The organism is Streptomyces spiroverticillatus (assembly GCA_014650415.1).
GTDB classification, from domain to species: Bacteria; Actinomycetota; Actinomycetes; order Streptomycetales; family Streptomycetaceae; genus Streptomyces; species Streptomyces spiroverticillatus.
On sequence record BMUX01000010.1, the window covers coordinates 23,460 to 39,269 of the forward strand.

Sequence of the window (15,810 nt, forward strand, 5' to 3'; positions counted from 1 at the left end):
GCGTTTTCTGGCGGCAGGAACGAAGAAACGGCCGGGAGATTGGGCCGTGCCGGGTTCGAGGAACTCCTGAAGACCAAGGCGGTCACCCGGTGAGACGGCCCGGCCGCGTCGCACGGAGCGGACAGCGATGGCGGACCGAGCAGCTCTGGCAGCCTTTCTCCGTGCCCGCCGGGATGCGCTCCAGCCGGAGGAGGTCGGCCTTCCTCGTGGGCGCCGCAGGCGCACCGGAGGTCCGCGGCGCGAGGAGGCCGCGGCACTCTGCGACCCGTCAGTCGACTACTGCAGCCGTCTCGGGCAGTAACGAAGCCTCCACCCCTCCGAGCAGATGCTCGCCGCTCTGGCCCGCGGCCTGCGTCTGTCCCTGGAGGAGCGGGACCACCTCTTCCGGCTCGGCGGGCATACCGTGCCGCGCCGGATGCGCAGGAAGGACCATGTCGATCCGGGAACGACGCGCATCCTGGACCGGCTCGGGGGACACCCCCGCCCTGGTGATGAGCCACCTCGGGGAGACGCTGAAGCAGACCCGGTCGGCCTCGGCACTGTTGGGCGACAAGACGCGTACACCGGACTCACGGTTCCGCCACCAGCAACGTCGCGCCCTCGCGGGCCGCCGAGCCGGTCGACGCGCTCATCGAGGAGAGCCCCGAGTTCGCCGACATCTGGCAACAGCGTCCCGTGCTGGGGCCCGGCGGTACCCTCAAGCGTTTTCTCCACCCCCAGCTCGGGACGCCGGAACTGCACTGCCAGACACTCGTCGACCCCGGCCGATCGCCGAGGCGTCCAAGGTGCGGTTCGTCCAGATCGCCGACTGGAGTTGGAGCCTCGCCCTCGACCGTGCCACCGCCGGTCCGGAGTGGCTCGCCTCGCTGCGGCGGATGTTCGACGCTTCCGGTCTCCACATCACCTCGGAACCCGCCGGGTGCCGCGTGGTCGTTCGGTTCGAATTGGTCTGACCCGTGTCGGCGTACGGATCGAAGTGGCCCCGGCAAGATTTCCGTGAATCCGCAGTGTGCCCCCGCCTCACGAAAATCTTGCCGGGGCCGCGTTCATGCGTACGCCGACAACCCGGTGCCCGTCGGCTCAGGCCAGGCGACGGCGTCCTCGTGTGCGAGACGCGGCATGCGGTCGAACTCCGGGGGACCCCGGCCGGGTGGCCGATGTGCACGACGAGGACGGAGAGGATGAAGTAGCCCGCCTGGAGGGGGCCGTTGCAGGACGTGATGCTGTCCCGCTGCGGCCACGCGGAGCTGATGTCCGAGGCCGTACTCCCGGCCGTACTCCCGGCCGTACTCCCGGCCGTACTCCCGGCCGTGCGCTTGGCCACCTCGAAGACCGCGACATTGGCCTCCGCGACCTCGATGGCCTCCTGCGGCGGGTGACTGCCGGGATCGTCGGCACTGGTCGACCGGACAACGTGCTCTTTTGTGACAACTCTCGGGGATTTTTGGGCGTGGAGACCATCACAGGCAACGGACACACAGGGTGTGAGGCCTTGCGGATATCGTTACAAGGCTTGTTCCGACAATGTTGCGGGGGTCTTTTCGTCCCCAGATGTCCCGAGGAGCCGCTTCGCATGATCGCCAGCCCGCTTCCCGACCTGGTCGGCCGGCAACGCGAGTGTGCGGCGCTCGACGACCTTCTGGCTGGGCTGAGCGACGGCGGGTCCCGCATCCTGGTGGTCCGCGGCGAGGCCGGCATGGGCAAGTCGGTGCTGCTGGAGTACGCGGCCGCCCAGGCGTCGCGAGTCAAGGTGACCTGGGCGCACGGCATCGAGGCGGACATGGAGCTGCCCTACGCCAGCCTGCACCAGGTGTGCACACCGTTCCTCGGCGAGCTGGACGATCTCCCGGAACCTCAACGCGACGCGCTCCGGGTGGCGTTCGGCATGGCCGCAGGAGATCCCCCCGACCGTTTCCTCGTCGGGCTCGCCGTGCTGAGCCTGCTCACCCGGGCCTCCGAGACCCGGCCGGTGCTCGTTCTCGTCGACGACGCCCAGTGGCTGGACCAAGTGTCTCTGCAGACACTGGAGTTCGTGGCGCGCCGACTGCTCGCCGAGGCCGTCGCCATGGTGTTCTCGGTACGTGATCCCGAGGGCGGGGCCGCCCTCAGCGGGCTGCCGACCCTCCGGCTGGAAGGCCTGCACACCACCGCGGCCGGACAGCTTCTGGAATCCGTCGTCGGCGGCCGCCTGGAAAAGCGGGTCCGGGACCGGTTCGTGACGGAGATGGACGGCAACCCGCTCGCGCTGCTCGAGTTCTCCCGCGGCCGTAGCGCCGCCGAACTGGCCTACGGACTCGACTCGTCGGCTCGGCCGGGCGCCTACGGGCCGGTCGCGAACCGCGTCGAACGCGACTTCGCAGGCCGCATCGGCTCCCTTCCGGCGGCGACCCGCACCCTGCTGCTGATCGCCGCGGCCGAACCGGTCGGTGACGCACGCCTGCTGGTGCGTGCGGCCGCCCGGCTGAAGATCGTCCCCTACGCGGCGCCCGCCAAGGCGGCCGGACTGATCGAGTTCGGGGAGTCCGTCAGGTTCCGGCATCCGCTGGTGCGTTCCGCCGTTTACCAGGGCGCCGCGCCCGAGGAACGCCGAGCGGTGCACCGGGCGCTGGCCGATGCCACGGACCCGGTGCTCGACCCCGACCGGCGTGCCTGGCACGCCGCCCAGGCCACCGACGGGCCGGACGAGGACGTCGCCGCCGACCTCGAACAGGCCGCCGACCGGGCACGGCAGCGCGGCGGCATCGCTGCTGAGGCGGTGCTGCTGGAGCGCGCGGCCGAGGCGACACCGGACGCGTGGGCGCGAGGCCGCCGGGCGCTCGCCGCTGCCGAGGCACACTTCTCCGCCGCAGCACCCGACCGGGCCACCGAACTCGCGACGGTGGCCGAACTGTGCCCCCTGAGCACGCTGGACCGCGCCCGCCTTGCACGCCTGCGGGCCCGGATCCTCTTCGCCCGCAGCCGCAGCGACGAGGCGGCACCGCTGCTGCTGGAGGCCGCCGCGCAGTTCACCGCCGCGGGATCGCCGCTGGCGCGCGAGACCTACCTGGAAGCGATCAGCGCGACCATCTTCGCCGGCCGCGTCCACGGCCCGACCGGCGCCCGCGCGGCAGCGATCGCCGCCCGCAACTCGGGGGCGCCGCGCTCCGGTTCGGCAGCCGCCGACCGTCTCCTCGACGGCGTCGCCGCGTTGCTCGCGGACGGGTCCGAGACCGGAGTCCCGGCCCTGCGCAGCGCGCTGGACCTGCTCGTGCACGAGGAACTCGGCACTCGCGAAGCGGTCATGCGGTGGCTGCTGCTGGTCCCGGTCGCACTGGAGGCGCTCATTCACTACGCCTGGGACCTGCACGCCTGGGACGCATTGTCGGGCCGGGCAGTGCGCCTGGCCCGCGACGTCGGAGCGCTCGGCGCTCTGCCTCCGGCCCTCATCTACGCCGGCGGAGTGCACATCCACTACGGAGACTTCGCCGAGGCCGACCGGATGATCGACGAGGCCGACGCGCTCACCGCGGCAACGGGTCACGCCCCGCACAAGTACGCGACCCTGGTCCTGGCCGCGTGGCGGGGCGAGGCGGAGGTCGCCGCAGGCATCATCGACGAGGCCAGACAGCGGGCCGAACAGACCGGCGAGGTTTCCCTGTTGGGCGCCACTGGCTACATCCAAGGAGTGCTCTTCAACGGCCTCGGCCGCTACGAGGAGGCGCTGGAAGCCGCCCGTAGGGGCATCGAGCACGATGGATTCAACTTCACGGGCCTGTCGTTGGTGGAGCACGTCGAGGCCGCCACCCGCTGCGGTGAACTCGACCAGGCCCGCGCCTCGCTGGCCCGGCTCACCGAGCTCACCCGGTCCGCCGACTCCGGATGGGCACGTGGCGCCGCCGCCCGCGCCCAGGCCCTCCTCGCCGAAGGCGACGCCGCCGACCGGCTCTACCGCACCGCGGTCGAGGAGTTCAAGCGCGGAGGTGTGGCCGTGGAGGTGGCACGCACGCACCTGCTGTACGGCGAATGGCTGCGCAGAGGCCAGCGCCGCTCGTCGGCCCGTGAACACCTGCGTACAGCGCACGACATGTTCGACGGCATGCGTGCGCACGCCTTCGCCGAGCGGGCTCGCCGGGAGCTGCTCGCCACCGGCGAGCACGTCAGCGCGCGGGAGGACGGGCCCACGAGCACCCTGACTCCCCAGGAGTTCCAGGTCGCCGCGCTCGCGGCCGACGGCATGACGAACGCGAAGATCGGCGCGGAGCTGTTCATCAGTCCGCACACCGTGGAGTGGCACCTGCGCAAGGTGTACATGAAGCTCGGCATCAACTCACGTCGCGCGCTGCCCGGAGCCCTGGGGGACGCCCCGGCCGATGACCTCCACCACGGAGACACGAAGCGGACCGCCTGACGTCGGCCGCGCGGGCCCCACGGTCTTGACCACGGGTTCTTACGGGGCACCCACGGGTTTTGACGCGCGGCCCACGGGGGGCCCACGGACTCCACCACGGGAAGCAAGGGCGCGGGGGCAGGTGCCCCGGGGCCAGGGTGGAACCACGCTCTTGACGGGCGTCTTTCCACGATGAGGAGTTCCCCCATGCACGCGACCGGCCCGCAGACGACGACCGATCCCTCGATTGTCCGGTCGGCCCTCGGCGACGACATGGACGCTGCCCTCGACACCTTCCTGGCCGAGCGGACACGGCTCTTCCGCATCGCCCGCCGCATTCTCGGCGACGCTGCCGGGGCTGAGGACGTGGTCCAGGAGGTGTGGTTGCGTTGGCAGCTCACCCAGCGCGCTCAGATCGACAGTCCGGCCGCGTTCCTGGTGACGGCCACGACCCGGCTGGCCATCAATGTCGTCCGCTCCGCCCGGCATCGCCACGAAGTCCCGGTCGAACCGCAGTTGGCGGACTTCGGTGACCGGGCCGCGCTGGACCCCGTCGTCAGCGTCGAGCGGACCGTTGCGGTCGAGCGGGCCCTGGCCCTGCTCATGGCGCGGCTGACACCGGACCGGCTGGCCGCCTACGTACTGCGCAAGGGGTTCGGCTACGCCTATGCCGAACTGGCGGGGCTGCTGCGGATCAGCGCTCCGAACGCACGCGTGGTGGTCCACCGGGCGCAGGCCCGGCTGGAGTCCGGCCGGGAGCGCCCGGTTTCTGCCGAGTCGCACCGCCGCCTCGCCACCGCGTTCCGGGCAGCCGCGCACACCGGCGACCTGGACGGTCTGGTGAAGGTGCTCATCCTCGAAGGCCAGGTGCACCGTATGCCGTCGGCTCCCAGCCCCGCTGCCCGGCCCGTCCGGCACGCCGCGTGACAAGTCGTTGACGAGGTCACATCGTTCAGCCGCGCTGCACCACGTCTCTCGGCCGACACCGGGGGACGTCAACCCGGTCCCACTGTCTGGGACCGCGCGGTGTCACACATCGGGCACCGGATCGGTCAGATCCCTCAACCGACCCCCCGAGGCCGGTCGGAGGAGGTTGTGGCAATGAAGGTCGTGGTGGTCGACGACGGCGGACTGATGGGCGTCGAGACAGCCCTGGGGGTCAGGGACCACGGGCAAGAGGTGGGGATGGTCCAGGCGCCCAGGGGGCTCGACTCCCTCACACCGAAGGAGTTCGCCGATGCCCTGAACGGCTGTGCGGTGGTGATCGATCCTGCCCATCCGCCGTCCCAGGCCACCGGCACGGTCCCCACGAGGGACGGCCGGGTACGGGACGACACCGGCCACCTCCTGCGTACCGCGATCGCCGCCGGAGTACGACAGCACGTGTGCCTCTCCGCGGTCGGCGTTGGCCGGGTACGGGCTGAGGGCGCTTTCCGGGCGGTGTACGCACGGGAAGCGATGATCGAGCGTTCCGGCATCTCTTGATCCATCCTCCGCAGCACCCACTTGTTCGAGGCCGCCGAGGACATCGCGGACACGGCCGCCGAGAACGGAGTCGTCCACCGGGACGCGGAGCCCTCGTGCGGGCCGACGCACATGTCGACGCCGGAATGCCGCATCTCATGTCTACTACGCGCCGTATGCGTGTGGAACCCGAAAGACAGTGTCACAGATGCATTGGCTCACCGGTCAGTGGTTTGAACTCAGAGGGTGTGCCCGCACTGCCGGAGGCGACCGGACGACATCTCCGATCCCTGGTGACCGCGGTGTTCCGCCGGTGGCCGCCGCTTGGGCACCCCCTACGCCGACCAGTAGAAATGAGCTCGCGACCATGCCCCACGACCAGCCCACCACGCTCGACGCCGCCGCGACCACCGGCATCACGACCCTGGAAGACCTACGCAGGCATCTGCAGTGGGCGATCGAGATCGAGCACTCCACACTGCCGCCGTACCTGACGGCGCTCTACTCCCTCGATCCCGAACGCAACGCGGACGCGGCCCAGTTGTTGGCCGGTGTGTTCGTCGAGGAGATGATTCATCTGGCCCTGGTCGCGAACCTGTTGAACGCGGTCGGTGGCGAACCCCGCCTGGACACACCGCGGATGCTGCCGCAGCATCCGCGGACCATGCCGCACGCCGACCCTTCCATCGAGCTGTCGCTCCTGCCGTTCGGTAAGGAAGCCCTCGGGATGTTCCTCCGGCTGGAACAGCCCGCGCACCCCGGAGACCCGGCGGAAGGCGACCGCTACGAGACGATCGGGCAGTTCTACGACGCGGTCGAGAAGGGCCTGAGGGGCCTGTGCACCGAACTGGGCGAGGCGCAGGTGTTCACCGGCGACCCCGCCCGGCAGGTCTCCGGCGGCCCGTTCGCCCACACCGCAGGCCACCTTGCCCCCATCACCGACCTGAACACCGCACTCGCGGCGCTGGAGGAGATCGTCGAACAGGGGGAGGGCGCGGCACGCGCCGACGTCTGGGACGGGGACAAGGACCTGTTCCACCCCGATTCCAAGGCCGTCTCCCACTACTACCGGTTCCAGGAACTTGCCGAGGGGCGGCGCTATCAGCCAGGCGACACACCGGAATCCGGCCCCACGGGCGGCCCTGTGAACGTAGACCTGGACGGGGTCCGGCCCGTGCGCCCCAACCAGCGGGTGTCGGACCACCCCGAGGGCAGTGCGATCCGCATCGCGCAGGAGACGTTCAATCAGACCTACTGCAAGATGCTGCAGATGCTGGAGCAGGCATTCAACGGCAACCCGGCAATGCTGGGCATGTCCGTGGGCACGATGTACGCGGCCAAAGGACAGGCGCAGAGCCTGATGGCGATGCAGGACGACGACGGCCTGGCGGCCGGCCCGACCTTCGAGTACGTAGCCCCCGAAGACCGGGTCTAGCGCGCCCTGCCGACGATTCGCGGCAGGGCACTGAGGGCGCTCCGAACGACGCGGGGCGCCCTCACACGTCGGAACCTTCGTACCGCACAACGAGGAGCAGGCCCGCGATGAGCAGGGAAGCGATGACACCGGTGCCGAGTACCGGGAACGGTGTGAACGTCGAGCACAGGACGGCCAGAGCTGCGACAGGCGGAAGAACGTTGCCCGCAGTGGACAACCGGGTGGCCCGCCGGTGCAGCAGCCACACACAGGTGACGAAGAGAGCGACCGGCACCGTGTAGGCGGCCGCGGCCTGGACGGCGGTGAGCGCACGGCTGCCGCCGGTGACGCGGGCTACGTTGACCGCGAGTGCCGCGCCGATCGCAGCCGCGGCAGCGAACACGACGTAGTGCCCGTAGCCCCACAGCATCGCCGTCCGCTGCGTTCTGAGTCGACGCGGCGCGTCCTGGGCGAAGTACAGCCACCACAGCGCGAAGACGGTCAGCAGCCCGCCCAGTGCGACGGGCAGGACGGAGCCGAGCTTCTTGTGGGTGTCCAGAGCGGTGTCGACGGCGAGTGCGGCGGCGATGACGGACTCACCGAGGACGATCAGAGTGAACAGACCGTAGCGCTCGGCGATGTGCTGTGGATGCCAGGTGGTGCCCTCGGCACGCTCGGCCCAGACCGGCACCGCGAGTTCCAAGGCGGCGAGGACGGCGAACGTGACCGTCCCGCCGTCGACCGGAAGAGCCAGCCGCACCAGCCAGCCGACCTGGAGGAACAGGATGCCCGCGGCGTACCGCAGCGCGGAACACCGGCGTGCATGGTCCGTCCAGGCGGCGCGTAGCCACTGACTGACCATGGCCAGCCGCATCACCACGTAGCCCCACGTGATGACGGTGAAGTCGCCGTGCTCCAGGGCCTCGGCGGTCCCGGCAGCCAGGACAAGGGCGCCGATGATCTGAAGTAGTGTCAGAAGCCGGTACGGGACGTCGTCCGTGTCGTAGGCCGAAGCGAACCAGGTGAAGTTCATCCAGGCCCACCAGATCGCGAAGAACACGAGGGCATACCCGAGCAGACCGGGCCCCGGACGACCTGAAGCCATCTCGTGCTCGAACGCCGACGACGCCTGTGCGACTGCGGCAACAAAGCAGAGGTCGAAGAACAACTCCAGCGCGCTGGCGGCTCGATGCTTCTCACCAGCGTGACGGGCAAGCATGGGCCGGTACATGGCAGAGAACGCGCTCGTGGACTGATTCATGACGTCCTGATCTCTCGGGCGGAACAGCATCGGAAACGGCGGGCGAGGAGGGTGAGAGAGCCGCTGGCGACGAGAACCGTCCGAAGAGGGTTGTGCCGGCCGAGGCCCGCTGTCTACGACCGGACTCGGTGTGAATCTGTGACAGACCATCGTCGGGTGACGGCATCTGGCGAGCCAACGTGATGACGCTGTACTGCCTCCAGGGCGTCGTGTGCGGTGTCGCCCTCACGGTTCACCCCTGCGCACGCGTCCTGGCGACGTACGCGCAGCCACGGCCCGAACTGCTGTCGACCCTGGGCACGGGCTTGCCGCACCATGGCACGGCTGTTCATGAAAGCGTCCACGGACACAGGGCCTTGGTCCTCAACCTCCGCACCACGAGCCGGCCGCCGCGGACTGCCCCGGGCCCTTACACGACGCGCGCGAAGGGACGGGCTGAGCGGGTGTCTCTGCCGTGGCGGCCATGGGCTCATGGTCACGGACCTACAGGCGCGCAATGCAGTGGGTCAAGTGCGGGCGAACGGTTTGAGAGCCAACACGCTGCGGGTGCGGGATCCGACTGCCAGGGCACCGGGACAGGCGGCGGCTGAGCCGCCTGTCGGGCCGTGTTCGTTGCCTTGCTGATCAATGTGGGCAGGGGTCGCAACGTGTCAACGGACAAGTCCAGTCGCATGTCCGGGGTGCGGGTGAAGAGCACCCGGGCGTCGGTTCCCCGCGACCCGCACCGCATCGTCTCGAACTTCTTCCGGATCGGGCTTGGGTACAACGACAGCCTTCTTGCCGGCCCCACAGGCTTCACCAGTTCAGGTGCGAACCCTGCGCACGAGGCCGTCATGGCCGGAACGGCCGTGCCAACGGCCGCTCCCGCCACCGCTGCCCCCGATATCGGCTGTGCCCGGACGCTCGCCCCACGTGGGTGCGCACGCCGCCCCGCCGGGCCCGCGCGCTGTCATCCGGCCGCGATCCAGCCGGCGTGCGGAGAACGACAGATGGTGACGGGTGATGAGGCGTCGGATCATCCAGCCAGAATCCAGCCACGGGGATGCGGGACGGGTCCGCCCCGGAAGATGGCGGACCCGTGTGACCTGCTGGTTCGGCAATGCGACCGATCAGCGGGACTGCAGCGCCTTGACGTTGTCGCCGAAGGTCCAGTTCTTGGAGCCGTCCCAGTTGAGGGACCAGGTCATCAGGCCCTTGAGCTGGTTGTTGTAGGTGCGCCAGGCCTGGGAGACCAGGGAGGGGTTCATGTAGCCGCCGCCTGCGCCGGGTTGGGCGGGGAGGCCCGGGACCTGCTTGTCGTAGGGGACCTTGATGGTGGTGCCCTGGATGACGAGGCCCTTGTTGAGGCAGTCGGTCTGTTTGGTGAAGCCCTGGACCGTTCCGGCGGAGTAGGAGTCGCCGGAGCAGCCGTACATGTTGCCGTTGTAGTACTGCTGGTTGAGCCACCAGAGGCGGCCGTTGTCGGCGTATTTTTTGATGATGGGGAGGTAGGCGCCCCAGATGGAGCCGTAGGTGACGCTGCCGCCCGTGACGTAGGCGGTCTCGGGGGCCATGGTGAGGCCGAAGTTGGACGGCATTTGGGCGAGGACGCCGTCGATGATGCGGGTGAGGTTGGACTGGGAGGCGGAGAGCTTGGTGATCTGGCCGCTGCCCGTGAGGCCCGTTTCGATGTCGATGTCGATTCCGTCGAAGTTGTACTTCTTCAGGATCGGGACGATCGTGGCGATGAACTTGTCTGCGACAGCAGTGGAGTTGAGGTCGATTCCGGCTGTCGCGCCGCCGATCGACATCAGCAGGGTCAGGCCGTTCGCCTTGGCCTGGCACATCTCGGCGGGGGTGGCGACCTTGACGGTTGCGTCCATGCCGTCCTCCCAGAGGACGGTTCCGTCGTTGCGGATCACGGGGAACGCGGCGTTGATGACGTTGTAGCCGTGCTGGGGTATGCGGGCGTCGGTGATCGGGGTCCAACCGAAGGGCGGGTGAACGCCGTTGGCGGCACCGTCCCAGTTCTCCCAGTAGCCCTGGAGGACCTTTCCGGCGGGCTTCGACTTCACCGGACAGGTGTCGGCGGCCGGTGCGGAGGGTGCGGAGGGTGCGGCGGGGGCTGCGGTGCCGGTGAGCGGGACGAGTGCGGCGGCCGTCAGTGCGGCCGTCAGCAGGCGGGGGAGGGTGGTGCGGGCGCGGGGGGACATGCTGGACCTCCTGGGTGGGGGAACCGGGAGACGCGAGGGGGGGGTGGTGCGCCCACACGCTAGGTAGGTCCAGACCAATCGTCAAGAGGTCTGGACCAGGTTGGTACGAGGGGGCGTCGGTTCGGGTTCGGGGGCAGTCAAGTCCCTCTCGGGGAAGGTCTGTTGTCCGATGCATGGAATGATGCGGTTGGGCATCGACCGGAGGACTGAGGCACATGTGGGAACCGCTGCGCGCGGGCGCACCGATGCAGGTCGGGCCCTACGAGGTGCTGGCGCAGCTCGGTAGCGGTGGGATGGGCGAGGTGTTCCTCGGGCGGGCCCGGGAGGGTGACCGGAGGCTGGTCGCGGTGAAGACCGTGCGGCACGATCTCGCCGGGAACAGCGAGTTCCGGGACCGCTTCCGGCGTGAGATCGCGATGGTCGGCCGGGTCCGTTCGCCGTACGCCGCCCGGCCCGCCGGGGGCGACGCCGACGCCGCGGTGCCCTGGCTCGCGACCGAGTACGTTGCCGGGCCCACCCTCTTCGCCGCAGTGCGGCGGCACGGTCCCCTGCCCGCCGACACCGTACGGGCGCTGGGTGCCGACCTCGCCCGCACGCTCCACGATCTGCACGTCGCCGGGGTGCTGCACCGCGATCTCAAGCCCGGCAATGTGCTGCTGGATCTCGACGGCCCCCGGCTGATCGACTTCGGTGTCGCGCGGGCCCAGGGCGCCACGACCATGACCGCCACCGGGCTGATGGTCGGCACGCCGGGCTTCATGTCGCCCGAACACCTCGCCGGGGCGCGTGCCGTCACCACCGCCTCGGACGTCTTCTGCCTCGGCTCGCTCCTCTGCTACGCGGCGACCGGCGACGATCCCTTCGGCGACGGGCCGGTGGCGGCGGTCCTCTACCGGGTCGCACGTGCGCAGACGGACCTGAGCGCCGTACAGGACGAGCAACTGCGCGAGATCCTCGCCCGGTGTCTGAGCGTCCACCCGGCCGGACGGCCCACCCCCGAGCAGTTGGTGGAACTGCTGGGCGGGGAACGGGATCCCGAGTGGCCGGGCGACGTGCGCACGCAGGTCGAGGAGTACCGGCGGGCTGCGGAGCAACTGCTCGCAGCGGGGGAGGCGCTGGTCCCGGTGGGTCCCGCAGCTCCTTCGGCGGCGGAGCAGTCGTACCAGCTGCACCGGATGCAGACCGTCGGCCCCCCGCCTGCCGCAGCCCCCGTGGTGCCCGCCGCCCCCGTGGTGCCCGCCGCACGGCGGCGTATGCGGACCGTGCTTGCGGTCTGTCTTGCCGCCGCCGTGGTGGGCGGGGGCATCGGGCTCGGGCTCGGACTGGCCGGCCCTGACGGGGCGAGCAGCAGCGCTGCGGGTGGGAGCAAGGGCGCCGGCCAGCCGGCGCCCGTCGGTCCGGCCGTCCCCGGCGTCGACGACCGTGGCCCGGCCGACAGCTCCGGTGCCGTACCGCAGAACGCGGCACAGCGGCCCGCCGGATGGAAGCCGTGGCAGGCGAAGCTGTCCGCACCGGCGTTCGGCTGCGCCGCCGGGACGGCCGTCCTGGTCTGCCGGACGACGGACGGACGGTACGAAGCGCTGGACGCCGCCACCGGGAAACGGCTGTGGAACGCCGGGAAGGCCGACGGCTACGGCAGCACCATCGGACCGAGCGGCGGCATCTTCATCGCGAACGGCAGCACGCAGCCGACCGTCCACGACGACATCGTCGCCTTCGTCTCGGAGCAGCGCCTCCAGGTGCGGGACGCGAAGAGCGGCAAGGTCCGCTGGGAGAAGCCGGCGACAGGTGCGTCCGGCACCGGGTCGCGGCCCCTGATCGGCGACGGCATGGTCTTCGCGGCGACGGGACGGTCGGACCTGACCGCCTTCGCGCTCGGTGACGGCCGTGCGCTGTGGACCAAGGCACTCACCAACCGGGACCTCGCGCGCGCCGAGCAGCGTTCCTTCGAGCCCAAGGCGTACGCGAACGGGCTGGTGTACGCGCTGAGCGACGCGGGCCTCGTGTCGTACGACGCGAAGACCGGAACGCAACGCGGTCAGGTCGACAAGACCATGGAGGAGTGCGACACGCTGCTCGTCCACGGGAAGTCGGCCCACTGCTCCGCGTACTCGCCGACGAGCGAGGGAAACCTGAGCCTGCACCGGGTGGACGCCACCACCCTCGCCCCGTCGGGCACCGGAACGCTCCCCGTCCCCGTCGAAGTCGCGCGGCACGGGCCCTACCCCACGGCGGTCGACGCCCGTGCCGTCGTGGTCTTCGACCCGGGGGCCACGGCCTACGCGGACTGGGGCACCGGCAGTAGCCCGACCGGGCTCTCCCTCCTCTCCCCGGACAGCGGCGCGGTGCTCGGGCGCTACGCGGTGCCGCCCAGTGGCGGCAGGAACCAGCCGAGGCAGTTCTTCTCCTCGCCGCTGATCGCGGGGAACGCGGTGCTGTACGCGGACTTCTCGGCGCTGCACGTCATCCCGCTGGACGGGGCGGGCAAGCCCGGGAAGGAACGGGTGCTGCCGGTCGCGGGCGCTCCGGGGCCACGGGAGAAGGCGGAGTACAACCGGGTCGACGGCATCCACTTCGCGCGGGAGATCCGCAATCCGGTGGTGCTGCCGCTGGGCGGTGTGGCCCACGTCGTGTACGACACGGGCGTCGTCTCCTCCGTCGAGCTTCCTGCTTCCGACCACTCCTGACGTCCTACTCCCTGCCCCCGGCCACTCCTGAAAGGGTTCGACCCCGTGCTGCAAGCGCTTCCCGACGGGCACCCGGCCCGTTTCGTCGGCCCGTACCGGCTGCTGGCCCGGCTCGGCAGCGGCGGGATGGGCGAGGTCCATCTGGCCTGCGACGCGCAGCGGCCGACGTCCGATCCGTACCGGATGGTCGCGGTGAAGACGGTCCGCGAGGACATTCGGGCGGGCGAAGAGTTCCGGGTGCGGTTCCGGCGCGAGATCGCGGCGGCGCGGGCGGTGCGCAGCCCCTACGCGGCGGCGCTGGTCGCGGGGGACGCGGACGCCGCATCGCCCTGGCTGGCCACCGAGTACGTACCGGGGCCCTCGCTCGCCGAGGCGGTGGACCGCGCCGGTCGCCTGCCCGTGGCCGCGGTACGGGAACTGGGCGGCGACCTCGCGCGGGCGCTGGACGCCATCCACCGTGCACAGGTGCTGCACCGGGACCTGAAACCCGCCAATGTGCTGCTCTCCGCGGACGGGCCCAAGGTGATCGACTTCGGTATCGCGCAGGCCTTTGACGCGACCGCACTCACGTCGGCGGGGCTCGTGGTGGGCACGCCGGGGTTCATGGCGCCGGAGCACCTGGAGGGCAGCAGGGCGGTGGTACCGGCGACCGACGTCTTCTGCCTGGGCGCGCTGCTGGCGTTCGCCGCGACGGGGCGCGGCCCCTTCGAGGACGAGGAGATGGGCGCGGTGGTCTACCGGATCAGCCGGGCCGATGCCGACCTCTCCGCAGTGCCGCAGGAGTTGCGGGAGGTGATCGGCGACTGTCTGCGCCTGGATCCGGCCGAGCGCCCTTCGGCCGAGGTACTGGCGGCTCGCCTGGCACCGCCGCGCACGGGAGTGTTCCCGTGGCCGGGCGGCGTACTGTCGCTGCTTGCCGAACACGGGGACGCGGCACGGCGGTTCGGCGAGGCAGCCGCGTCCGGTGCGGGGGTCGCCGAGCTGCCGACGATGGGGCCGACGCCGGTTCCCTACTCGCCGACCGCGCTCGGGGCGCAGATCAGGACGCCGCCGGCCGCCCCGCCCGTACCTCCGACCGAGGACGCGTCCCGCAGGCGTACGCGCCGGGGCTGGATCGCCGCCGGAGCCCTGGCCCTGGTGATGCTGACGGCGGGGGGCGTCGTCCTGCTCGAACTCGACAAGGATTCGGCCAACAAGGCTTTTAACAAGGGGAGTTCGGGAGAGAAGAGCGCCACTTCCGACGGTACGAGCCGGGCTCCTGCCGCGTACGACGGCCGGGTCGTCCAGCCGTACGGCGGCGTCGGCCACACCCAGGACTTCGGCGCGGGCGCCACCGACCGCTCCCTGCGCGCGGCCGGTTGGTCGCCCTGGGAGGCGAAGGTGCCCGCCGACACGGGCCCGTGCGTGCTGGCCGGTGAACTGCTCGTCTGCTCCGGCTCCGGAGGCGCCGTGACGGTGCTGCGCGCGGCGGACGGCAAGGAGGCCTGGTCCCGGCCGGGGCGGGGCGGCGAACCACGGGGCCAGGGCTGGACCCCGGCGGTCGCGAACGGGACCGTGTACATCACGGACGACGAGGGGGTCAGCACGTACGAACTCGGCAGCGGGAAGAGCGGCGTTCGCCGGAAGCACGCGGCGGGTGACTACGTGGTGACGGGCACCGAGAGTCTCGACGGCATCCTCTACACCACCTATGCGCACCCCTCCCGGGAATCCGACAAGAACCTGATCACCGCCCGTCGGCTGACGGGCTCCGGAGGCGAGGTGTGGCGTGCCTCGTTGAGCGGGAATCCGGGATCGCCGGTCGCGGCGGGTGGCCGGGTCTACGTCCCGGCGGGCACGGAACTGTGGTCGTTCGACGCCAGGAGCGGCACGCAGGTGGTGCGCGGCGGCCCTTCCGGCGGGGGAGCGGCTTGCTGGAGCGCCGTGGTGCACGGGGATGCGGTGCTGTGCGGTGGAGGGAACGGGGTCGCGGTGCTGGACGCCCGGACGCTGAAGCAGCGGCGGCAGATCGCGGACGGGGTGGTGTCGCTGGTGGGCCCCGCCGTGACCGCCACGGGCATGGTGGTCCTGGGCGACGCGGACCAACTCTCCGCGTACGAGGTACGGACCGGACGCCGGCTGTGGCGCAAGGAGGCCGAGGGCGACACCGCCGACCTGATGATCGCCGGTGGGCAGATCCTCGCGGGCTCGGGCCTCACGGTTTCCGCCCACAGCTTCGACGGGCGGGGCACCGCCGACCGGGCCACCTTCGAGGTTCCGAAGGAGGTGGCGAGCAGCGCCGGGGAGACCGGGGGCAGGCAGGTGCTCGTCAGCGGCGGGGTCGTGTTCCTCGTCCTCGCGGAAGGTGTCGTGGTCTCGGGCTATGCCCCATGAGGACCCTTGTGGCCATTCGGGAAAGCTCCTCGGCGCGATGCCCCGTCGCACCG

11 protein-coding genes and 1 pseudogene are annotated in these 15,810 nt (G+C 70.8%); 9 read left to right on the forward strand and 3 right to left on the reverse strand.

Annotation, left to right across the window (positions count from 1 at the left end; all coding sequences use genetic code 11):
* Positions 1–268: 268 nt before the first annotated feature.
* Positions 269–553: a hypothetical protein gene (locus IE269_RS43295; protein WP_229898203.1), complete on the reverse strand. Its 285-nt coding sequence runs from the start codon at positions 551–553 to the stop codon at positions 269–271.
* 47 nt (positions 554–600) lie between these two features.
* On the opposite strand from IE269_RS43295, the pseudogene IE269_RS43300 reads away from it, so the two are divergent.
* The 7 genes and pseudogenes from IE269_RS43300 to IE269_RS25235 all read left to right on the forward strand — a co-directional run.
* Positions 601–708, forward strand: a pseudogene (locus IE269_RS43300) (transcriptional regulator); the annotation flags it as partial.
* Positions 709–785: 77 nt separating this feature from the next.
* Entirely contained in the window at positions 786–953 is a 168-nt protein-coding gene (locus IE269_RS43305; protein WP_229898204.1) for a hypothetical protein, read from the forward strand.
* Positions 954–1,208: 255 nt separating this feature from the next.
* Entirely contained in the window at positions 1,209–1,379 is a 171-nt protein-coding gene (locus tag IE269_RS25215) for a hypothetical protein (RefSeq protein WP_189825433.1), read from the forward strand.
* Between the two features lie 194 nt (positions 1,380–1,573).
* Positions 1,574–4,387 (forward strand): helix-turn-helix transcriptional regulator, encoded by a 2,814-nt coding sequence (locus IE269_RS25220; protein WP_189825434.1) that lies wholly within the window; start codon positions 1,574–1,576, stop codon positions 4,385–4,387.
* Positions 4,388–4,573: 186 nt separating this feature from the next.
* Positions 4,574–5,293 (forward strand): sigma factor, encoded by a 720-nt coding sequence (locus tag IE269_RS25225; protein WP_189825435.1) that lies wholly within the window; start codon positions 4,574–4,576, stop codon positions 5,291–5,293.
* Between the two features lie 174 nt (positions 5,294–5,467).
* A complete protein-coding gene (locus IE269_RS25230; protein WP_189825436.1) occupies positions 5,468–5,851 on the forward strand; it encodes an SDR family oxidoreductase in 384 nt (127 codons plus the stop codon).
* A gap of 346 nt (positions 5,852–6,197) precedes the next feature.
* A complete protein-coding gene (locus IE269_RS25235) occupies positions 6,198–7,265 on the forward strand; it encodes a ferritin-like domain-containing protein (RefSeq protein WP_189825437.1) in 1,068 nt (355 codons plus the stop codon).
* Between the two features lie 61 nt (positions 7,266–7,326).
* Here IE269_RS25235 and IE269_RS25240 read toward each other — a convergent pair whose 3' ends face one another.
* Both IE269_RS25240 and IE269_RS25245 read right to left on the reverse strand, forming a co-directional pair.
* Complete coding sequence (locus IE269_RS25240; RefSeq protein ID WP_189825438.1) at positions 7,327–8,505, reverse strand: low temperature requirement protein A; 1,179 nt, start codon at positions 8,503–8,505, stop codon at positions 7,327–7,329.
* A gap of 1,109 nt (positions 8,506–9,614) precedes the next feature.
* A complete protein-coding gene (locus IE269_RS25245) occupies positions 9,615–10,697 on the reverse strand; it encodes a chitinase (protein ID WP_189825439.1) in 1,083 nt (360 codons plus the stop codon).
* Between the two features lie 215 nt (positions 10,698–10,912).
* Between IE269_RS25245 and IE269_RS25250 the strand changes: the two genes are divergently transcribed.
* The gene (locus IE269_RS25250; RefSeq protein WP_189825440.1) at positions 10,913–13,384 is read left to right on the forward strand and encodes a protein kinase domain-containing protein; all 2,472 of its coding nucleotides are present in this window, start codon (positions 10,913–10,915) and stop codon (positions 13,382–13,384) included.
* Between the two features lie 45 nt (positions 13,385–13,429).
* Positions 13,430–15,757, forward strand: coding sequence for a protein kinase domain-containing protein (locus IE269_RS25255; protein ID WP_189825441.1), 2,328 nt, complete (start codon positions 13,430–13,432; stop codon positions 15,755–15,757).
* The last annotated feature ends 53 nt before the right edge of the window (positions 15,758–15,810 follow it).